Origin of the sequence: Lactococcus sp. FSL K6-0773 (genome assembly GCF_038006485.1) — a bacterium.
Taxonomy (GTDB): Bacteria; Bacillota; Bacilli; order Lactobacillales; family Streptococcaceae; genus Lactococcus; species Lactococcus lactis.
In genome coordinates this window covers 1,695,881-1,717,152 of record NZ_JBBOVF010000001.1, presented here as the reverse complement: position 1 = coordinate 1,717,152, position 21,272 = coordinate 1,695,881, and the positions used below count along the sequence as shown (strand labels likewise).

Annotated in this window: 21 protein-coding genes and 4 pseudogenes; 12 read left to right on the top strand and 13 right to left on the bottom strand. The window is 35.0% G+C overall.

Features of this window, described 5'->3' with window-relative positions; genetic code table 11:
- Nucleotides 1–26: 26 nt before the first annotated feature.
- Both MHB61_RS08385 and MHB61_RS08380 read right to left on the bottom strand, forming a co-directional pair.
- Nucleotides 27–185: pseudogene (locus MHB61_RS08385) on the bottom strand (IS5/IS1182 family transposase); the annotation flags it as partial.
- A 47-nt stretch (nt 186–232) separates the two neighbouring features.
- A complete protein-coding gene (locus MHB61_RS08380) occupies nt 233–913 on the bottom strand; it encodes an IS6-like element ISS1S family transposase (RefSeq protein WP_010890648.1) in 681 nt (226 codons plus the stop codon).
- Nucleotides 914–985: 72 nt separating this feature from the next.
- On the opposite strand from MHB61_RS08380, the pseudogene MHB61_RS08375 reads away from it, so the two are divergent.
- Both MHB61_RS08375 and MHB61_RS08370 read left to right on the top strand, forming a co-directional pair.
- Nucleotides 986–1,168: pseudogene (locus MHB61_RS08375) on the top strand (IS6 family transposase); the annotation flags it as partial.
- A 53-nt stretch (nt 1,169–1,221) separates the two neighbouring features.
- Nucleotides 1,222–1,395, top strand: a pseudogene (locus MHB61_RS08370) (MerR family DNA-binding protein); the annotation flags it as partial.
- A 372-nt stretch (nt 1,396–1,767) separates the two neighbouring features.
- Here MHB61_RS08370 and MHB61_RS08365 read toward each other — a convergent pair.
- Together MHB61_RS08365 and MHB61_RS08360 are read right to left on the bottom strand one after the other, a co-directional pair.
- Nucleotides 1,768–2,115 (bottom strand): hypothetical protein, encoded by a 348-nt coding sequence (locus tag MHB61_RS08365; RefSeq protein ID WP_039670419.1) that lies wholly within the window; start codon nt 2,113–2,115, stop codon nt 1,768–1,770.
- Entirely contained in the window at nt 2,116–4,020 is a 1,905-nt protein-coding gene (locus tag MHB61_RS08360) for a heavy metal translocating P-type ATPase (RefSeq protein WP_003134160.1), read from the bottom strand.
- 115 nt (nt 4,021–4,135) lie between these two features.
- Between MHB61_RS08360 and MHB61_RS08355 the strand changes: the two genes are divergently transcribed.
- Nucleotides 4,136–4,984 (top strand): IS982 family transposase, encoded by an 849-nt coding sequence (locus MHB61_RS08355; protein ID WP_283657082.1) that lies wholly within the window; start codon nt 4,136–4,138, stop codon nt 4,982–4,984.
- A 133-nt stretch (nt 4,985–5,117) separates the two neighbouring features.
- Nucleotides 5,118–5,897, top strand: a complete 780-nt coding sequence (locus MHB61_RS08350) for a MerR family DNA-binding transcriptional regulator (RefSeq protein WP_017369569.1) — start codon at nt 5,118–5,120, stop codon at nt 5,895–5,897.
- A gap of 134 nt (nt 5,898–6,031) precedes the next feature.
- Here the strand turns inward: MHB61_RS08350 and MHB61_RS08345 are convergent, their stop codons facing one another.
- Entirely contained in the window at nt 6,032–6,712 is a 681-nt protein-coding gene (locus MHB61_RS08345) for an IS6-like element IS1216 family transposase (RefSeq protein WP_013646119.1), read from the bottom strand.
- Nucleotides 6,713–6,831: 119 nt separating this feature from the next.
- Between MHB61_RS08345 and MHB61_RS08340 the strand changes: the two genes are divergently transcribed.
- Nucleotides 6,832–7,359 (top strand): hypothetical protein, encoded by a 528-nt coding sequence (locus MHB61_RS08340; protein WP_032944468.1) that lies wholly within the window; start codon nt 6,832–6,834, stop codon nt 7,357–7,359.
- Nucleotides 7,360–7,645: 286 nt separating this feature from the next.
- Here MHB61_RS08340 and MHB61_RS08335 read toward each other — a convergent pair whose 3' ends face one another.
- From MHB61_RS08335 to MHB61_RS08300, 8 genes and pseudogenes are all read right to left on the bottom strand, one after another.
- Complete coding sequence (locus MHB61_RS08335) at nt 7,646–7,873, bottom strand: hypothetical protein (RefSeq protein WP_023189917.1); 228 nt, start codon at nt 7,871–7,873, stop codon at nt 7,646–7,648.
- Between the two features lie 13 nt (nt 7,874–7,886).
- Nucleotides 7,887–8,126, bottom strand: a complete 240-nt coding sequence (locus MHB61_RS08330) for a heavy-metal-associated domain-containing protein (RefSeq protein WP_023189918.1) — start codon at nt 8,124–8,126, stop codon at nt 7,887–7,889.
- A gap of 160 nt (nt 8,127–8,286) precedes the next feature.
- Nucleotides 8,287–9,494: pseudogene (locus MHB61_RS08325) on the bottom strand (type II restriction endonuclease); the annotation flags it as partial.
- 114 nt (nt 9,495–9,608) lie between these two features.
- The gene (locus tag MHB61_RS08320; protein WP_017865334.1) at nt 9,609–9,836 is read right to left on the bottom strand and encodes a heavy-metal-associated domain-containing protein; all 228 of its coding nucleotides are present in this window, start codon (nt 9,834–9,836) and stop codon (nt 9,609–9,611) included.
- Nucleotides 9,837–9,849: 13 nt separating this feature from the next.
- Nucleotides 9,850–11,820, bottom strand: a complete 1,971-nt coding sequence (locus MHB61_RS08315) for a copper-translocating P-type ATPase (RefSeq protein WP_017865333.1) — start codon at nt 11,818–11,820, stop codon at nt 9,850–9,852.
- A 111-nt stretch (nt 11,821–11,931) separates the two neighbouring features.
- Nucleotides 11,932–12,204, bottom strand: a complete 273-nt coding sequence (locus MHB61_RS08310; protein ID WP_017865332.1) for a cupredoxin domain-containing protein — start codon at nt 12,202–12,204, stop codon at nt 11,932–11,934.
- Between the two features lie 71 nt (nt 12,205–12,275).
- A complete protein-coding gene (locus MHB61_RS08305; RefSeq protein ID WP_017865331.1) occupies nt 12,276–12,647 on the bottom strand; it encodes a cupredoxin domain-containing protein in 372 nt (123 codons plus the stop codon).
- Between the two features lie 20 nt (nt 12,648–12,667).
- Complete coding sequence (locus MHB61_RS08300) at nt 12,668–13,174, bottom strand: CopY/TcrY family copper transport repressor (protein ID WP_017865330.1); 507 nt, start codon at nt 13,172–13,174, stop codon at nt 12,668–12,670.
- Nucleotides 13,175–14,126: 952 nt separating this feature from the next.
- On the opposite strand from MHB61_RS08300, the gene MHB61_RS08295 reads away from it, so the two are divergent.
- The 7 genes from MHB61_RS08295 (at nt 14,127) to MHB61_RS08265 (ending at nt 21,133) form a co-directional block, all read left to right on the top strand.
- Nucleotides 14,127–14,795, top strand: a complete 669-nt coding sequence (locus MHB61_RS08295) for a response regulator transcription factor (protein WP_017865329.1) — start codon at nt 14,127–14,129, stop codon at nt 14,793–14,795.
- Nucleotides 14,783–16,180 (top strand): sensor histidine kinase, encoded by a 1,398-nt coding sequence (locus MHB61_RS08290; protein WP_137016670.1) that lies wholly within the window; start codon nt 14,783–14,785, stop codon nt 16,178–16,180. The genes MHB61_RS08295 and MHB61_RS08290 overlap by 13 nt, the downstream gene beginning before the upstream one ends.
- A 178-nt stretch (nt 16,181–16,358) precedes the next feature.
- Nucleotides 16,359–17,165 carry a prolipoprotein diacylglyceryl transferase gene (gene lgt, locus MHB61_RS08285; protein ID WP_023189923.1) on the top strand — a complete coding sequence of 269 codons (807 nt, stop codon included), beginning with the start codon at nt 16,359–16,361 and terminating at the stop codon, nt 17,163–17,165.
- A 4-nt stretch (nt 17,166–17,169) separates the two neighbouring features.
- Nucleotides 17,170–17,385: a DUF2933 domain-containing protein gene (locus MHB61_RS08280; RefSeq protein WP_023189924.1), complete on the top strand. Its 216-nt coding sequence runs from the start codon at nt 17,170–17,172 to the stop codon at nt 17,383–17,385.
- A 248-nt stretch (nt 17,386–17,633) separates the two neighbouring features.
- The gene (locus MHB61_RS08275) at nt 17,634–19,019 is read left to right on the top strand and encodes a coiled-coil domain-containing protein (protein ID WP_023189925.1); all 1,386 of its coding nucleotides are present in this window, start codon (nt 17,634–17,636) and stop codon (nt 19,017–19,019) included.
- A 166-nt stretch (nt 19,020–19,185) separates the two neighbouring features.
- Nucleotides 19,186–20,637, top strand: a complete 1,452-nt coding sequence (locus tag MHB61_RS08270) for a multicopper oxidase family protein (RefSeq protein WP_340817524.1) — start codon at nt 19,186–19,188, stop codon at nt 20,635–20,637.
- A 106-nt stretch (nt 20,638–20,743) separates the two neighbouring features.
- Nucleotides 20,744–21,133: an ArsC/Spx/MgsR family protein gene (locus tag MHB61_RS08265; RefSeq protein ID WP_032944472.1), complete on the top strand. Its 390-nt coding sequence runs from the start codon at nt 20,744–20,746 to the stop codon at nt 21,131–21,133.
- Nucleotides 21,134–21,272 lie beyond the last annotated feature (139 nt).

The following is a 21,272-nucleotide window of genomic DNA, read 5'->3' as shown; positions in this document are numbered from 1 at the left end:
GACTGTTTATTCTTATTTTAGACAGATTACCGCCATGTTTTGAGATTTAAACGTTTAACTTGTTCGTACCTCAATAAGTTATAAGTCAGATTTGTAAGGTCAGTATTTAAAACAGCTCGATCGAATCCAATAGAACGTAAACTAGAACCATGCATTGAATTTTCAACAAAGCCAAATAGGTTCTGTTGCAAAGTTTAAAAATCAAATACAAGGTTTATAATCCTTCTTGTTCTTAAGCTAATATTCCCATTAAGACCTTAATCTCAGTAGATACCGAAAATCCGAAGAGCGTTCCATTTCTTCGGTTCTTTTTGTATATTCCTCGAATTGTTTCCATGCCCTTAATCGTGGTTGAGGCAGTTCGTAGACTTCGATAAAATTTATTGCGTCGTTTGATTGGTCGATGGTCTTGCTCAATGAGGTTATTGAGATACTTCACGGTTCGATGCTCTGTCTTAGTATATAAACCGTTACTCTGTAACTTTCTAAATGCAGAACCAATAGAGGGCGCTTTATCCGTGACAATTACTCTTGGTTGACCAAACTGTTTATGGAGTCGTTTCAAGAACGCATAAGCAGCTTGAGTATCCCGTTTCTTGCGTAGCCAGATGTCTAAAGTCAATCCATCCGCATCAATTGCACGATAGAGATAATGCCAACGACCTTTGATTTTGATATAAGTTTCATCCATTTTCCACGAATAGAAGGACTGTCTATTTTTCTTTTTCCAGAGATGATAGAGGACTTTACTGTATTCTTGTACCCAACGATAAATAGTTGTGTGACAAACGTTAATCCCACGATCATAAAGGAGTTCTTGAATTTCACGATAGCTTAGATTGTAACGTAGATAATAACCAACAGCGACAATAATCACATCTTTTTGAAATTGTTTACCTTTAAAATAGTTCATTGATATATCCTCGCTGTCATTTTTATTCATTTTACACTAAAATAGACTTATCAGAAAACTTTGCAACAGAACCAACAAGACCATCGTCCAGTAAAGAGGCGCAATAAATTCTATCGAAGTTTACGCACTGCCTCACCCACGATTAAAGGCATGGAAGCCATCCGAGGATTATATAAGAAAACCCGAAAAGAAGGCACTCTCTTCAGGTTTTCGGTCTGTACTGAAATCAAGGTATTATTGGGAATCCCAGCTTAAATCATAGATACCGTAAGGGATTTTATTCTTTATTTAAAACCTTGCAACAGAACCAGCGTGTTGGGTTTATTAAACGAATACAGGAACTTGGTTTTTCTTTAAGCGAGATTTATAAATTACTTGGTGTTGTAGATAAAGATGAAGTTCGTTGTCAAGATATGTTCGAATTTATTTCTAAAAAACAAAAGGAAGCGCAAAAACAAATAGAGGATTTAAAACGAATTGAAATGATATACATCTTTCCGAAAAAGTTTGCTTTTTCTCAAAGCATGGCTATAAATAATTGTTAGTCCATTCTTAAGGTCGATAACACTTTTCAATACCGACCCTAATACCGACCTCAATACTGACCTTGATACCGACCTTGATACCGACCTCAATACTGAACAAAAAAAGCCACCTGATTTCAGTGGCCCAATTAATATATTTAAAATCTTTATAAAGGAGGATTCCTCAGATGTATCTGGTTGAGCGAATATCAAGCTTTCTGATTGGCTCGTGGTATATAACGAGTTGGTCATTGAGTTTCAACCTAGTTTGATACATTTGATTGGAGCATAATTTAATTTCATATTCTCAAAAGATGAGAAAAATTTATATTATCCCAAAAATTTCGTAATACTATCTGCAACATTTTGAATTTGTTCAGGAATGTTTTCGGTTATACCTCCTGCAACATTTTGAATCTGTTCGGGAATGTTTTCGGTTATACCTCCTGCAACATTTTGAATCTGTTCGGGAATGTTTTCGGTTATACCTCCTGCAACATTTTGAATTTGTTCAGGAATATTTTCGGTTATACCTCCTGCAACATTTTGAATTTGTTCGGGAATGTTTTCGGTTATACCTCCTGCAACATTTTGAATTTGTTCAGGAATATTTTCGGTTATATTCCCCAAAATTTCTTGTGCTTGTTCAGTTAAGTTTTGAAATATATTTTTAAACATTTATAGCTCTCCTTCTATATCTTTTTTATTTGGCAATAATAATCTCAATGAATTTAGCAGAACAACCAGCGTACTTCCCTCATGCAATGTTATGCTTAGTACCACCGAGGTATTTTTCCATAGACTAATATACACTAAAAATAGAACAACTAATAAAGCAAATATTATATTTTGAGTTACAATATTTTTTAATCTTTTAGAAGTTTTATGTGCACTCACAAAATTACCAAGGTCATTATTCATTAATACTACATCTGCAGTTTCTATAGCTACATCCGTGCCATCTCCCATCGCAATACCTACATCTGCTACAGCAAGTGCTGGTGCATCATTCACACCATCTCCGATCATCGCGGTTGGACCATATTTTTCTTTATTTTCATTTATTATTTTTGCCTTTTCATCAGGCATTACATTTGCCTGCACATCTCTTACGCCTAACTGTTTCCCAATTGCCTTTCCCGTTAATACTGCATCACCAGTTATCATAATAGTCTTTATTTGATTCTTATTTAAATATTGAATTGCCGAAATTGCAGTCTTTTGAGGAGTATCTTGAATTGCTATTAAGCCTTCGACTTTATCGTTAACAGCAATAAATACCACCGTTTTTCCTTCATTTTCAAAGTTTTCCTGTTTTTCAATCCATTCTTGACTTACGATTTTAAAAGCACTTGGTTTAGCAATTCGATAGCTTTCTCCTTGGTAGGTTGCGCTCAACCCTGTCCCAAGTTCATTTTCTACTTTGATATCGTAGTCAACTTTTTGAATTTCAAATTTATTAACTATAGCATTTGCTAATGGGTGATTACTTTGCTTTTCCATTGCTACTAATGTATTTCTAAAGGATTCACCATCAAGTTCGGGATTAAAATAGAAATCTACTACTTTTGGTTTTCCTTCTGTCAATGTTCCTGTTTTATCAAAAGCGACAGCTTTTAAATTAATTAAATTTGAAAGAAAATTACCACCTTTAAATAGTATTCCTTGTTTTGCTAAAGATGATATTCCAGCTAATGTTGCAGGAATTGCAGCAACAGCTAATGCACATGGTGAAGCAGAGACTAGAAAGACTAAACTTCTTGAAATTGTTTCCGTTAATGTCCAGCCTAAAAACATTGGAGAAAATATAATTAAAGCTAAAAATATTACTAATACTCCGTTGACATAGTGTGGTTCAAAACGTTTTATGAAATCGGCAGTTGGTGAAAGGTTATTTTGTGACTCTTCAACCATAGTTAATATTTTAGAAAATACTGTATCCTTGCTATCCTTGGATACTCTCATAGTGAATGTACCTGTACCATTAATGGTTGAACCAAAAACAATATCACCAACATTTTTTTCTCGAGGAATACTTTCACCATTTATGGTTGACTCATCAATGCTTGTTGAACCATTAAGTATGATACCATCAGTTGGAACTTGCGCTCCATTCAAAACTTGAAGTCTATCACCTATTTTTAATTTATCAATCGAAACTACTTCTATATTTCCCTCATTATTAATTAAACGAGCTTCCGTAGGATTTAGTTCTATTAGTTTAGTAATTTCCCGTTTACTTTTTCCCTCAACATATTCTTCAAGAAAGTGTGCCCCTGCGAATATAAAGATTAGTAGAGCAGCTTCAACGGCTTCTCCTAAGAAAATTGCACCTATTGCGGCAAGTGTCATTAAAATATGCGTATTAGGAGTAAATCTTTTCTTTTTGACTGTCTCTTTTATGGTATCATCTATCCCTTCAAGCATTACATGATATCCCGATAAAATAGTTGCTATTATGCTAATTAAAACTCTGACTGTACTTGATATTGGGAGTAATAATCCGATGATAAAAATTATTATTCCGATAAAATATAAGCGTAATGCTCTCTTTTCTTTTAAAGCTGTAATTAAGCTTTTCATATTAGATACCTCTTCTAAATGATATACCCGAATTGCTAGTTAATTTCATTGGAAAATAAATAAGTCGTGCTATCCTAATCTTAAACCACTAAGCATTAGAAAGCGCACGACTTATATGACTTATAATAGCACACTTCCAAAAGTTTTTGTTTATTTACTGACAACCATTGAGACGCTTTATCAAACGAGTGTTCCCCTTGAGGTTCAAAACCGAAAGAACGTCCATCTCGCAACATCAGATTGCTTAGTTATCGCTTGTTACCTATGGGGCGTACTGCATTTTAGTGAAACGCTTAAAGCTAAGCACCAATTGGCTCAAAGTTTATTTCCTAATTTCCTAGAATATTCTCGCTTTGTCCGCCGTTGTAATGCCCTCTTACCGAGTATCCAAGTCATTCGCCAAGCACTCGTCTTTAAAGAGGTTGAAGGAATGAGTGTATCCATTATTGACAGCTTCCCCCTTCCTTTGTGTCAGCCTATTCGTAATTTCAGAAGCAAAGTTCTTGGAGATTATGCAAATGTTGGCTACAATGCTACAAAGGGACAGTACTTCTATGGATGTAAATGTCATGCTTTAGTCAGTGAATCAGGCTATGTCATAGACTACACAATTACTCCTGCTTCAATAGCTGACAGTACAATGGCCAAGGAAGTGTTGAGTCAATTTGGGACACCAACAGTCCTTGGAGATATGGGATATTTAGGTCAGTCACTGCATGATAGGCTGGAATTAAAAGGAATTGATCTAATTACACCTGTCAGGAAGAACATGAAGCAAAAGAAAATCCTTTTCCCTAATTTTTCAAAACGTAGAAAAGTGATTGAGCGAGTTTTCTCTTTTTTGACAAATCTAGGAGCTGAGCGTTGTAAAAGTCGTTCGCCTCAAGGTTTACAATTGAAATTAGAGATGATACTTTTAGCGTATTCTTTACTGTTAAAATCAGCTAAATCACTGGAACCATAGACTTTAAGATATTCTATCGGGTATCAAGTCATGGCTAAATAATCAACTAGCAATTCGGGTAATGATATAAATATTTTTATATGTTATACTGATATTATAAACTATACCTTTACGGTAAGGTCAAGGAGAAAGAATGGAAAATAAAAATTATTTGACTATAGGAAAACTTAGCAGCTATTCTGGTATACATATCAAGGCTTTAAGATATTATGAGTCTATCGGCATTTTACATCCAGCATTAATTGATGCTAATAATGGTTACCGCTATTACTCTCATGCACATATTCCATATGTGAAAATTATAAAATTATGTGCTGATTATGGAATTCCTCTAGGGACTTTTAACGACTTTATTAAGTCCGAAACTGAGATCAATTTGATCGAAATCATTAGAAAAGCTAGTAACATATTAGAATTAAAAGAAAAGCAATTAAAAGAGGATAAGCAATTTTTAGAATATATACAAAATGAAATAAGCTTATCTCAAAAACTAGACTCATCAATTAATGTTGATTTAGAGCAAACTCATGAGGATTTTATCTTGATACCTTTCGATGATGTATTTTTTTCAAATAAGTACTATGATACAATTAATAAAACTATCTCTATGTTGAAGGATTTAGAAATAGAATTTTTTAACCGAATTGGGTGTTATTATTCACTCCAGTATGGTAACTACGATAAATTTCTTGCCTTAAAAGTTCGGGGCCACTCATCAAAGTTAAAAAACATAAAAATTTTGCATATTGATCATGTCTGTGTTCAAGCACAACATATTGAACCTGATAAGATAACGGATGAATTAATTAGACTTAAAAAACTTAAGCAAAATTCTATATTAATTCTGGAAACTTACGAAAATCCGTACAACTTTTCAACGCCACATCTGGAATTAAGGATATTATTAAATTAATTGGCAGTTATCTAAAAATACAATACTAGATATGTATCTAGTATTGTATTTTTTAATTTGGGAGTAGGAATACTACATTTGGTTCTGTTGCAAAGTTTTAAATAAAGAAAAAAATCCCTTACGGTATCTATGATTTAAGCTGGGATTCCCAATAATACCTTGATTTCAGTACAGACCGAAAACCCGAAGAGAGTGCCTTCTTTTCGGGTTTTCTTATATAATCCTCGGATGGCTTCCATGCCTTTAATCGTGGGTGAGGCAGTGCGTAAACTTCGATAGAATTTATTGCGTCTCTTTACTGGACGATGGTCTTGTTCAATCAAATTATTCAGGTATTTAATGGTACGATGTTCTGTCCCTTGATAAAAGCCGTATTCTTTTAGTTTCTTAAAGGCACTTGTAATAGAGGGGGCTTTATCTGTGACTACAACCTTCGGTTCATCAAACTGCTTCACTAACCGCTTAAGAAAAGCATAGGCTGCTTGTGTGTCCCGTTTTTTACGTAACCAAATATCCAAGGTTAAACCATCTGCATCGATGGCTCGATACAAATAATGCCATTTTCCTTTAATTTTGATGTACGTTTCATCCATTTTCCATGAATAAAAGGATTTTTTATTTTTCTTTTTCCAAATTTGATAGAGTAGTTTGCCATATTCTTGCACCCAACGATAAATCGTCGTATGAGAAACGTTAATGCCACGATCATATAAGATTTCTTGAACTTCACGATAGCTAAGGTTATAACGAAGATAGTAGCCCACGGCTACAATAATCACATCCTGCTGAAATTGCTTTCCTTTAAAATGATTCATCGTCATTCCTCCTGCTATCTTTTTCTATTATTCTACCTTATTTGATAGTAGATTTAAAACTTTGCAACAGAACCCTTATGATTATTCTTGGCTATATCCTTTTTCTTAGGCTGATATCTATGAATAGTGGCTGGACATATTTTACTGCCATATTAGCTTTCTTTTTAGTTTTCTTTGACCCTGTTGTTTTCGCTACTTTTTTTAGTAAATCAAAAATACAAAGTAAAATAAAATTTAGTACCCAGAAAAAAATATATAAAATTAAAATTTGGATTGCCGCTATACCAGTTTTTGCCGCCATTGTTCAAATGTTACTACCAATTGGAAAAATCACTTATTCCATATTTGATAGTAACAGTAACTCCACAACACCAATATTTGGAAGTAAGGCTTTAAAAGAAGCCTTTCAAGAGGTAGGATATGTCACTTGGACGGTTTTTTCAGTAGCCTATATTATTTTTATAATCATGCTAATTTTTATTTTATTTAGCGGGATTAAAAGCAAATTTAATAACAAGAAAAACGTCGGTTATGAGAATAATAAAATTAGTTTGGGTGAACGAATAATATTTTTAAAATTATTTACTGAACTATTGAATGAGTTAAAGTCGGATGACATTGAAAAAAATAAAAAAGCTGGAATTTGAAGAAGAAAGGCTAAGATTTCTAATCAGTAGTAATCTAAAGTATACGATACGAAAGAGTCAGCAACATAAAATAGTTATAGTTAATAGGGAAAAATTAAGCTAATAACCGATTGACAATTAATGAATACATGATATGTTAATACTAACGAAGATTCTTGCTAGTGCAACTCATAAAATCGAGGAATTCCGAAAATCTCTCGGTTTTTGGTATAAAAAAGCCCACCTCTCCGAAAGGTGCGCCTTTAAAATTATTATCTTTATATTCATATATAGTTCTTGCCATCAATTATGATATCTGAACATAGTATGAGTAGCATGAAATTTGATATTGCGCTCGCTCTAGTGCTTGAATAATGTCTGATAGTTGAGATGGAGTACGAGCTTTGATAATGGCCCAACCATCTAAAAAAACATGAGCAAAAATGGCTTCTTGTGTATTTTCAATGACTACTCTAACTGCATCTACGCTCACTTTATCATGGATTCCATAAATCTTTACACGGATATTTTTCATTTATCCTCTCCCCTCATTTTATTACTTTGTTATCAAAATAGTATGAAATTTTGAAACCTGCAAGTTTGACGGCATTGTTAATATCACGATAGGATAGTATAGAGCTATCATAAGTAATTTGAGTAACATCGATTTGTGAATCAGTTCTGACAGCAACCACTCCAGTTACCTCGGAAATCGCTTGCTTAATAGATTCTTGGCATTTTTTACAATGCATTTCTTCAATTTTGGCAGATATTTTTGTTAGTACCATGGAATTAACCTTCTTTTTAGAAAAATTTTTTAGTTGTATATGTAGACAATATGCTTTTATTAATATAATTATTATAAAAAAAGAATTTGCAGAACTTGTGATGATAGTGTGTTTTCATGATAGTACAAAAAGTGAGGTGCATCCATTTTATTTTTCTAAACTGTACCAATTTACCATTTGTATAATGAGAAATTGGGGCTAATATCATAAAAACCTTACCAAATCGTTTCATAAAGGATACATTGTTCTACAAATCTTCAAACAGAATATATCGCAAATTGTCATGAAAGTTTTGGTTATACATGTAATGCTGCGGACGATTGAACTGTGCCAGAATCTCATCCTCACGCGATTCGGGCGAGACAATATACATCATTATATTTTCCTAATCGATAGAGGACAAGTCATCCATGCGATTCATGCCTGACATAATAGAAGTTGATTTTTCAATTTCAAAAGCACATACAGATTTTCCCACTTTAGCAAACTAAATGACATCAATCCAATTGTTTTACGCAGGTGATCCGGTAAATCTTGAATTTTTTGCGGCAAACTAGGCAGTGAAAAATCGCCGAGTCGCTTTCCATCAACCATGCGACTGTGGTCATTCGAAGCAATCCAAGCCTGATAACCAATTGCGTTATCTGAGGTTGCTAATTGATATTGAATTTTCTGGTGTAAATTTTTTGTTTCATCTTTTCTTAGCTTATTTTGCACAATTTCCAGTGTTTTGTTCTCTGATACCTGGATAGTGATGGTTTCATTTTCACGAATGACATAATTGAGCTTACCAGTGTCATACATAAAAGTGGAAATTGCACCTAAATCTTTTGAAAATAAACCGCCCAGTAGATTAAGTTCGATGATACCGTCACGTAGTTTGAAATAATCTTCCTACTTGCCCAGTCGAATTTTTGATTTTGTCAAATAATTGTAATCATCGACAATTGCGGTGTTAAAAGGGGGAAAAATACTTGGTTCAAGAAAATAAAGAATGTTGGCAACTGCAGCCCCAAGCCCCCTGATTTTCTTCTCAGCCATTATATTAACGACCGTCAACATTTTGATTTCTTGACTACTTCTGAGCACTTGGTTGAGACTATCAGCAAGAGTTAATTGATTTTCACGATTTTCATAAATACCAGGAGCCCTTAGTTTGGATTTCCACATAAAAGCGTGTTGTGCGCCTTTGAAAATCTCAGACTGACTTGCAATTACATCCATAACTTTTTCAAGAGTAGACCCTTTGATGTCGGGTGGAAATTTGACATTGTTAATGCTATCAATAAGCTCTTGCTTATATTTTCTAACTTGTTTAAAGGCCCTCAAGCGTTTTTCACTTCTGATAAACCAGTGGTGATAGAGCAAACTATCACACTTTTTGTAATGATTAAATAAATCTTATCCATATTACCTATATTTTCTAAATGTATTATATGATAAATTTAAAAAAAGTCCGTCAGTTATGACAGACTTTTTTATTTATAAGTCAGCAAGCCTATAAAATCGGACGTCGTAGCCCACGTCCGCAATAGCGTCACTGATTTTTGACAGCTGAATTTCACTTTCATCAAATTTGATAACAGCTTCATCGTTTTTCAGAACCACATTAGCAAATTTAACGCCATTTATTTTGCTAATAGCATTTTCGACGACATGTTTACAATGCTCACAGTGCATATCTTCAATCTTTGCAATCACTTTTTTCATGGATGAAAGCTCCTTACTGACTGCCTTGACCTGTTGCCAAAACTTTACTGCCTTTAGGTAAATGTACGTTATTCAATAAAAGAGAGCTAATGACTACGGTGATTGAGCTTAATGCCATGGCGAGTCCAGCAAGCTCTGGAGAAAGGGTTAGTCCCAAAGTACTAAACAGGCCCGCGGCGATTGGAATACCGACGATATTGTATATAAACGCCCAGAAAAGATTGAGTAAAATACGATTGTAAGTTTTACGTGCCAAGACGAGTGATATTACCACATCCATCAAATCATTCTTGACCAGTACAATACCACCTGACTCAATGGCAATATCGCTTCCAGAACCCATGGCCACTCCTATGGTAGCTGTTGATAATGCGGGCGCATCGTTGATTCCATCGCCAACAAAAGCAACTGGGCCATTTTCTTGTAACTCTTTGATTTTCTGAGCTTTGTCCCCTGGCATTACGTCAGCAATGATCTCATCAATACCGATTTCGTCCGCAATGGCTTGTGCAACCAAGTGATTGTCTCCAGTCAACATGACTGTGCGGAATCCTGCTTCTTGCATAGCCCGTATGGCGGCCTTAGAGCTAGCCTTTGGCGCATCTTGAATGCCGATGAGAGCAATGATTTGATTGTCATAGCCGACTAAGACAACGGTTTTAGCTTGTGCTTGGAGCTCCGTCATCTGTGTTTTCAGTTCTGATGTCATGTTGAAATCTTCGGCTAGACGGTCATTTCCAATAAAAGCTTGCTTGCCGTCAATTAAGGCTTTCACACCTTTTCCAGAAATGGCTTCAAAATGCTCAATCGTTGCAGGGAGAACCTGCTTGTCTTTGGCTTCATTGAGCACAGCCAAGGCCAGTGGGTGCTCCGATGAGCCTTCAAGTCCTGCAGCAATTCGTAAAATATCATTTTCCGCAAAATTCCCTGTTGAAACAAGATCAGTCACTTGTGGTTTACCAATAGTGATGGTTCCTGTCTTATCCATGACGACAGTTTTAATGGTGTGAGTAGCTTCTAACACTTCACCATTTTTGATGAGAATACCAAGTTTGGCCGAGCGGGCCGTCCCCACCATAAGAGCGGTTGGTGTGGCAATTCCCAGTGCACATGGACAAGCAATAATCATAACCGACACTGCAAAAATAAGCGCAGTGACAGGACTTGCACCTAGGAAAACATACCAAACGATGTAAGTCAAAATCGAAATCATTAAAACGATGGGCACAAAGATATTGGAGATTGTATCGACCGTTTTTTGAATTGGTGCACGCGAATTTTGTGCTTGCCGTACCATCTCAGCAATGTTTGACAGCATGGTGTCGCTACCGACTTTAGTGGCTTTGAAAGTGAAAGCACCCGTGTTATTGAGCGTGGCTCCAATGACGGCATCGCCAGGGCCTTTTTCAACGGGCATAGACTCGCCTGTTACCATGGATTCGTCCAAAGTTGACGTTCCTTCAACGATTTCGCCATCAACTGCGACTTTTTCGCCTGGCTTGATGCGAATGAGGTCACCTTCGATGACTTCCTCAATCGGTAATTTGACAAATTCGCCATCTCGCAGAACTTCTGCTTCCTTAGCCTGCAAGTCCATCAACTTGTCAACGGCTGAGGAAGCAGAGGCTTTCATCCGTTCTTCAAAGACCGAACCTAAGAGTATTAGGGTGATGACGACAGCAACCGCCTCAAAGTAAGTTCCCATAGGACGTGTGAACATTGCGTAAAGGCTATAAAAATATGCTATCGTAGTACCTAATCCCACCAGAGTATCCATGTTGGCATGATGATTTTTGAAAGAGGCAATGGCTGTGCGCAAAAATGGTAGCCCCGAAAACCAGTAAACCAGAGAACCAAATACAAACAGAATCCAGACTCCATATTTTTCGCCACCTAACATGTGACCGCCAAAGCCCATGAACATATTGATGAGTAAAGGCACTGAGCCGATGACACCAATGATAAAACGTTTTGTAACTGACATCAATTTCTCCTTTTGAACTGCGATTGCGCAGGCGCTCGATTTTTGTTAGCGTCAAAATATTTAACACTTATTTTTGTTTTCTTATAAACCGAGCTAATATTCTGTAAATAATTATTTGACAGTGTAATGACCTTTTGCCATTTTCATTCCACAAGTCCATTCGTGATCACCTTTTTCAGTTGGTTTGAAGACGAAAGTGACAGGTTTATTGAGTGGCAAGTCACGCAATTCGCCGTTGAAGATAATTTGCTGTGTGCAGCCATTATCAGTTGTGCGGGTAAAGGTGACTTCAGCAGGTTCGCCCGCTTTGAGTTTGAATTTTGCGGGGGAATACCCGCCATCGACTGTAACCGCAACTTTGTTGTTAATTTTTGATCCGAACATTTTAGTTTCTCCTTTTAAATAGATGTTGAGTGATATATGATTTTTAAATTTTCTAAGTGTAATTTCTTCTGTTATTTGATGATGATTTTGCCGTGAAACATGTGCATACCACAGGAATACTCATACTCTCCAGCTTTCGAGGTGTCAATGGTTATCACAACATCCTGCCCAACTGGCAAGTCCGCATCCACACCAAAATCTGGAAAAACTACTTTTTCAAGACAAGTCGTAGGGTCTTTGCGGTTGAAGGTCAATTTGACAGGAACGCCCTGCTTTAGTTTCAGGACAGCAGGATTATAGCCACCATTGACCACTACTGTTGCACTTTGCCCATCAGCGCTTATAGTAGCAGATTCTTGACTTACTTCGTGTTTTCCAAAGAACCACCAGGCGATAAAGACGATTAGGACGAGTCCAACGATGAGAACAATAATTTGAGACATAGGAACTCCTTTCTATAACATTAGCAGCTGCAATATTGCAGATTATCAAGACAATCGCAGGCGACTTCAGTGACTGAAGGTTTCTCTGCTATTTTATCATCAATAGCTACTTTATCATCCTCAGTGAAGTTGCTCGCATCAATCATTTCCAGAATGACATTCGTATGTTTTCGGGCACAAATTTTGTGCATAAAATCCTGAGCCATCTGAGCAATAGCCTCGTCCTCCGTACATGTTGCCTGATAAACGTATTTTCGACTGACGCGTTGGTTAGTAAGTAATCCTTTTTTTACCAATCTTGCCAGGAATGTTTTGATGGTGGATGGTGCCCACTGATAGGTTTTGTCCAACTTACTGTAAATCTGATCAGCCGTTGTTGCTCCTAGAGACCAAACAATCCGCATGACTACCAGTTCGCTATCAGAAATATTGAAGTCATTAGTATTGATATTATTTGTTGTCGTGCTTGTCAGTCCTGTAAGTTTTAGAGATGTTGCATGGTGACAGTTGTGATTTTTGATGTCCATTACTATGCCTTTCTTTTTTATTAATTAAAGTTTACACTTGTAGATTTGATTTGTCAAATAAAACTACGTATGTAGTTTTATCGTTTTGATTATTTAGCAGTGTATACAAAGAGAATTAGCATAAGGTAAAACCGTCTACAATATGTTTTTAATACAAAAATTCACTTCTCAAAAAATTGAGCTTACCGAAACAATATTCTTTGATCCAAGTTTTTTGGATTAGGGAAATTCAAAAAATCTAACTACTCATACCATCCATTAAGCCATTTTAGTATGGTCTACATTTTAACTTTTGTTATAATTAAAAACTTTTATCGTAAGGCATCTTCTGGTTTTTGAATTGGACATATTATTCACTTAGTTACAATAGATTTTTCTATTTTGTGTTTGGAATAGATTGTATCACCATGTGCTTTATGTTGTATCAGATGCTTTCTAGCCAATTTTTGAAATGGTTATTAATCTTTTAGCTATAGTGAATTAATGAATTTGTCGATAGCCTATGCGACTACGCAATGGTGCTGCGATTTGATAAAACTAGAAAATAAAAATTATAAGAAGGTGAAGGGGGTATACTGCATGAAAAACAAGAGAGTGTTCCACCAGAAATATGACACATGGTATCAATAAGGGTGAAAAACTAAACTTAAGAAATAAAATATAATGAAATAATATATCAAATTGTGAGAATGTCTTGTAAATTTTGTGAGGATTATGTGAAAATGGCTCATCAAACTGTTAAAACAACAAATAGCTTAGATATTTGTTGATAGAGGAGGGTAGAAATTCCTGCTGAAACTCCTTTAGATAAAAAATATTTGTAGTAGCAGTAGCTAATGCATGATAAGGATTGAGTTATTCGTATAAAGCTAAATTTTTTAAAATCTATAAATATTGGCTGAGCATTTTTATTTAAAATATGTATAATAGAATGTGAAAGGCGATTGAAATAATGAAAAATATTTTATTGGTAGATGATGAACAACGGATGCTAGACCTGCTAGGGTTATATCTAGAAGGAGATATTTACCACTGTGAAAAGGAAATTTCAGGTGTTCAAGCGATTAAACGAGTTGCTAAAGGGAATTTTGATTTAATCTTACTTGATGTGATGATGCCTGATTTAGATGGCTGGACTGTCTGCAAAAATATAAGAGAATTTAGTGAGATCCCTATTATAATGCTTACTGCTAGAGGACAAAATACAGATGTTTCCTTCGGGTTAAAAAATGGAGCCGATGACTATATCACCAAACCTTTTGATGAAACAATTTTATTGGCTCGAATTGAAGCTATTTTAAGACGAACAAGCCTTTCTGATAAAATTGATTTTAAAAACTTATCCTTGGATAAAGAAAGGTTTCAAATTTGGATTAATCAAAAATTGCTGGAAGTTACACCAATTGAATTCAACTTATTGGACATGTTTTTGACGCATCAAAATCATGTCTTTAGTAGAGAACAAATAATCGAACACATTTGGGGACTGACTGCGGATGTTGATAATCGTACAGTGGACTCTCATATAAGAAATTTACGTGAAAAAATGCGTAAAGAAAGTTTTGATGTAGATAGTTTTCTGCTTACAGTTTATGGAGTAGGCTATAAATGGCAAAAATAAAGGAAAAACGAAAAAGAAAAATTTCTGTTAAAATAGGCGGGTCTTTTTTGGCAGTAGTAGTAGCAATTGAGTTAGGTCTATTTATTAGTCTCTATCTTCTCATTGTTAATACATGGGTACGTGAGGAAGTTGATTCAGTCGTAGCTCAGGGACAGAATCATGCTTTGGTTCTTTCTGGAGATTTTAGTGCTGAAACGATAGAACATGTAGTACTGATGGAAGAAGGAAGCAGCCAAACAGCTATTGTAGTCCAAGACCCTTATGGGAAAACATTAAGATCATCTCAAACAATAAATAGTCAAATGAAGAAACATATTTCTGCGCTTCAAAATGAAAAAAAGAACAAGAAAGAGTCTCTCCACTTTCATTGGTTAGGAGATAAATACATTGTCTCAAAATCGCGCATTCAAAGTAATGGAAAGATCGTAGGATCTGTTTATATGTTTTTATCAACGAGACCGATTCAGAAGATGGTTTTCAATTTCACAGGAATTTTTGCAGTTTTAGCGGTGATTACTTTAATTGTAACAGCATTTTCCATCTTCTATATCACCCGTACAGTGACACGACCTCTTCTAAAAATTAAACTAGGGACAGATAAAATTGCACAGGGAGATCTATCAATTCAATTAAATGTAAACACAGAGGATGAGTTAGGAGAACTAGCAAAATCGATTGAAGATTTAGCAGAAAAACTTGACTTTATGAAAAGAGAGCGTAATGAGTTTCTTTCCTCTGTGGCCCATGAACTGAGAACACCATTAACCTTTATTAAAGGTTATGCGGATATTGCTAATCGCTCTACAACAAGTCTAGAGGATAAAACTCAATATCTACGCATCATCCGAGAAGAAAGCCGACATCTTACGCAACTCATGGAAGATTTAATGAATCTTGCACAATTGGAGGAAAATGGATTTAAAGTTGAAAAACATCAGGTTTTAATTCAAGAGCTTATTAATGAGGTGGTCAGTAAAGTTTCAGGAGTATTTAGTGAAAAGAGAATTAACTTTTTAATCTCTGGAGAAGGAAACTTTTATGCAAATATTGATTTCATGCGTATAGAACAAGTATTGGTCAATCTTTTGATGAATGCTTACAAATATTCTGCTGAGGGATCTGATATTAAACTTGCTTTTATTCCAGAAAAAGAAAATTTTAAAATCGTTATTTCGGATAAAGGAGAGGGAATTCCTGAGCAAGATCTTCCATACATTTTTGAACGATTTTATCGTGTAGATAAGTCGAGAACTCGGACAACTGGCGGAGTTGGATTAGGTTTAGCAATTGTTCAGGACATTGTCAAGAAACATAATGGAAAAATAATTGTAGAGAGTATCCAAAATCAAGGGACTACATTCATTATTGAACTCCCATATAGTTAAAACACTAATTTATTTTCAGTGTTTTTTTATTTTCTGCACAAGTTCTGCAAATTCGTTAGATATAATAATCTCATTAAAATAAAATTTGCCAATGAAGCATGAGAGTGATAATAACGTCAACAACTCCTCTATTGTGGTTCATTGGCACATTTTATTTGAGAAGTAAGAGGAATAAATAGTGATATCATTGACAATAAATAAAATTGCTTTTGAACTCGGCCCTTTAATGATTAGATGGTATGCGGTTCTTATTGTTGGAGGTGCAGGTATTGGTGTCTGGTTAGCTTATAAGGAAGCGCCTTATCGTCATCTAACAGGCGAAGATATAATTGACTTTGTTATTTGGGCTGTGCCTTCAGGTTTAGTTGGAGCTAGACTCTATTATGTCATCTTTAACTGGAGTTACTATAGCAAATATCCCAATGAAATTATCGCTCTTTGGGACGGAGGAGGTGCAATTTATGGAAGCTTAATTGCAGGATCAATCGTTCTTTTTATCTTTAGCTATTATCGTATGGTCAATCCAATGGATATTCTTGATGTAGCTGTACCTGCAGTTTTTCTGGGTCAGTCCATCGGTAGATGGGGGAATTTTGTAAATCAAGAAGCCTATGGAAAAGCGGTTGAAAATCTTGATTGGCTGCCTTCGTTTATTCAAAAACAGATGTATATTGATGGCAGTTATCGAATTCCTACATTTCTTTTTGAAAGCTTAGGAACTCTAATCGGTTTTATACTCGTTATTTTTTTACGTCATCGCCTAAAAAGCATACTCAGAGGAGAAGTTTTTGGTTTTTACCTTATTTGGTATGGTTCTCTTCGATTAATTATAGAAGGAATGCGAACAGATAGTTTGATGTTTGGAATGCTTCGAGTTTCTCAAGTTTTGTCGCTTATTTTTGTGTTAATCGGAACCTATCTTATTTTTTACAGACGCTTTAAAATAAGAAATATCGAATTCTATAATTTATCTAAAGGAGAATAAAAAAATGATACAATTCATAACCTCTATCGCTCCCTATGCTTTTATTTTAGTTTGTCCTCTCATGATGCTCTTTATGATGAGGGGAATGCATGGTAAACATTCTGAATCAAGTTCTAATCATGAAGCAAATGAATTTCATCAAGCTGAGATTGAAGAGTTAAAATCTCAGAATGAAAAAATGTCAAGAGAATTAGAAGATTTGAAGAGACATATCTACTAAGCAAGCTACTTTTAGTAGCAAGAAGCCTATACAAAATATTTTGGACAAGCAATCAGTATAGGTTTCTCCCTGCTAAAATGCGGAATAATTCTAGATAAGGAGAAAAGTGAAAGAATACAAAATCAATATCAACGGAGTTCAAACGTTTCTCCATATTCAAGCTCTTTACTTTAAAGGAATAGTTTAGTAAGAAATTGAATTTAAAAATATAAGGTTTCTTTAGAAACAAAGGAATGATAAAAACTAATATGAAGAAAAAAATTATTTCTAGTCTAGTAATGTCAACAGTTACTTTGTCTGCACTGTCTCCTATTTTTGAGGTTATCGCAGATACAACTACTGATATTGCTAAACAGGAAGCGACTATTGCAAGCGCTCAATCAGAAAAAGATAAAGCACAATCTCAAGTTGATACCATCCAGTTAAAAGTAGATAATTTATTAAAACAACAGGAAAATACTAAGAAAAAAATTGAGGATGCTAAGAATCAGGCGAGAGCTCTTAATGAACAGATAGAAAAACTATCTCAAAGTATAGCTGAGCGTACAGATGCCCTTGAAGCTCAAGCTCGTAGTGCTCAGCTCAACAATACATCAAATAGTTCTCTCAACGCAGTGATTAACTCAAAATCATTAACGGAAGCCATTCAGAGAATTACTGCAATTGCTACTGTATCAAGCGCTAATAAACAAATGATTGATGAGCAAATTAAGGAGCAGAAAGCTCTTAATAAAACATCTGATACGGTTAAACAAAATTATAATCAATATGAAAATCTTAAAAAGAATCTTGATGCCCAAGCTAATGATTTGAGCACACAACAAGCAAATCTTAGGGTTGCAACTTTAAATTACCAAGCAATAATTGAAACGGCTCAAGATAAGAAAGCTAGTCTAATTAAACAAAGAGCGGCCGCAGAAGCAGTTGCAAAGAAAGAAGCAGAAAAAGCCAAAAAGATTGCGGAAATTCAGGCAGTTGCAGAAGAAACTTATAAGAATCAAACGCGTTTTTTAAATGATAGTACTAAGGGAACTTCAAATAATAAAGCTAGCAGTACTTCAACGACACCTTCTGGTGGCAAACCTTCAAATAGTTCAACTACCACCTCAAGTGAAGCATCTGAAAATACTCCTTCAAACGATTCATATAACTCCTCAAATACTGTTGCTGGCAGTAAAGCTTCGAGTGATTCAAATACATCCATTACAAATAATTCGAGCGGAAATGACTCAATAACTCCACCTAAAACAGGAACCCCAGGTTATAATCCATATGCCGGAGGAGGTTGTACAGATTTTGTTTGGCAATATTTTGCAGCAAAAGGAATTTATATTGCAAACATTGTAAATGGGAATGGTGGTTTTTGGGGAACCAATGGAGTCAGTCAAGGAGTCCTTCGTCGTACTTCGTTAGCACCTGGTGTAATTGCCTCAGGATTCACTGATCAATTCACTGGCTATGGCACCTCAACAACTAGTGGTAGTTCTCCTTATGGTCACGTTGCAGTTGTTACGGCAGTTCACCCTGATGGTACCTTTGATGTACAAGAAGCAGGATATGGTGGTACATTCCCTTGGGGAAATGTACGTAAAAATTTAAGTCCTCAAAATGTAGTTTTCTTACTTCCAAATTAGGAAGACTTTAGATTATAAAATGATAAAAAAAGAAGTGCTTCTAGTTTTATAATTCAATAAAATTTATATACCTATTAGCATTAGTTGGACAAATTTTCCGCTTAAGTTAAACGTTCCCTTCCTCCATAATATTGGTGTAAAGATTAATGTAATATTTCCATCAAGAATGATAAAACCTATTTTAGTTTACGTTGAACAAAAAAATGAAATTAAGGGAGAAAAGATGAAATTAAAGAAAAAAGTTTATATGGGAGTTTTTGTTCTAGCAACTACATCATTACTTGCTTCTTGTTCGTCGGGAAGTAGCTCTATTGATAATCAGCAGCAATTAAAAGACGATTCCTATAATATAACCTCAAAAAAAAGTTCTACAAATGTGAAGGTTAATATAATTTCTACTATCTCAGAAATTGCAGGAAAGAAAGAAACACATTACCAGTATACTGATGGATCAAAGAACAGCTATCTAGCTGGTGTGCCTATCGTACTTGATAAGGGAAAAGAAGCAACAATAAAGGTTTCAAATAACAGCAGTACAACCACCAATATTCATTGGCATGGTCTGAGTATCCCTAATAATCAAGACGGCCCAGATATTACATTAAAGAAAAAAGAGAAAAATACATTTAAATTCACACCAAAAGAGTCTGGGACTTTCTGGGTTCACTCTCATTATCGACCAGTGGAAAATCAGGTAACGAAAGGGATGTATGCTCCTGTAATTGTACGAACAGAGGCAGATAAAAGTTATGATCTAGATGAAATTATGATGCTAGGAGATACACTAGAAAACAATGATCAGAACTCCAAGATGTCTGGAATGAATATGGACGATATGGATATGAGTGAAAGTGATTCAATTAGTGATACGATAAATGGTAAGAAAGTAGCTCCAAACCTTGAACTTGGAGGAGGACAAATTGGGAAGTTGCGATTTGTTAATGCCTCTGCCAATAATTTTAAAACGGTTAAATTTCCTTTCAAGGTTAGAGTTATTGCGAAGGATGGTTATAACTTAGAAGAACCCTATGAAGTACGGAATTTCAAGATAGCACCTGGACAACGTTTAGATGTTGAGGTTGCGCTTATAGGAAAAGATAATAAAACTTACACAATCAAGGATGGAAATGCTAAGGTAAAAATAAAATACAAAGGTAACAACAAAACTAAGGCAATATCTCCATTCGTTCCTCTAAAAACAGATAATTTAGCAAAATATGTCTTAGATAAATCTCCTGATATTAGTATGAGACTGACCGAAGAAATGGAGATGAATACGTCAGGAATGAAAATGAAAGAAATGATTAATGGTGAGGTATTCCCAGATACAGGAACCTTTAATGTGAAAGTGGGGCAAGTTTATAAAGTTCAATTTGAAAATGCTGATAAAATGGCTGGAATGTCACACCCTATGCATATTCATGGAGCACATTTTCAGATTATTTCAAAGAACGGTCATCCAACAAACGATACAACATGGTATGATACTTATCCTATGGATCAAGGAATAAAAACAGATATCGCCATCAAGTTTGATGAACCAGGAGTCTGGATGGTACATTGTCATATTCTAAACCATGAGGATAATGGAATGATGACAAGTTTTACAGCAAAATAAGAAAAATGAATTAATTTGCTACTATAAATAATAAAAACAGGAATAAAAAGGTACTATCCCCCAAAAGTGGACTAATGTCAAATATTTAGAATTGAAAGGGAAATAAATGATTCAAGTTTATACAACAACCTCCCACTCTTCTTCACGCAAAGCAATAAAATGGCTGAAGAGCCATCACTTAGAATTTGAAGAACATCACATAGATCAACTAGAGACTGTAGATTTTTACAAAATACTGTCTCTTACCGAAAGAGGGTTAGATGATGTTCTGTCCATTCCTGGTCAAAATTATCAAAAATTCAAAATCTCTCATTCAAACTTTAAGTTAACAGAAATTTTGAAAATAATAAAAAAGGCCCCAAATCTATTAGAGATGCCAATACTTTTTAATGATTCGTATTTACTAGTGGGATATAATGAGGATGAACTTAGAACTTTTTTGCCCTCCAGTTATAGGAAAATAGAACGTCATGAAGTCACGAGGCTAAGAAGATAGTGATAATCGGATAAAATAAAATAGAAATATCTTAATTTTCTTGTTTTAATATCAATATTTTTCGATTAAATTTTTGAAGTAAAATGTTCATAAAAAATAGAAAATGCTTACCAATTTTATTGGTGGAGGTTATTATTGT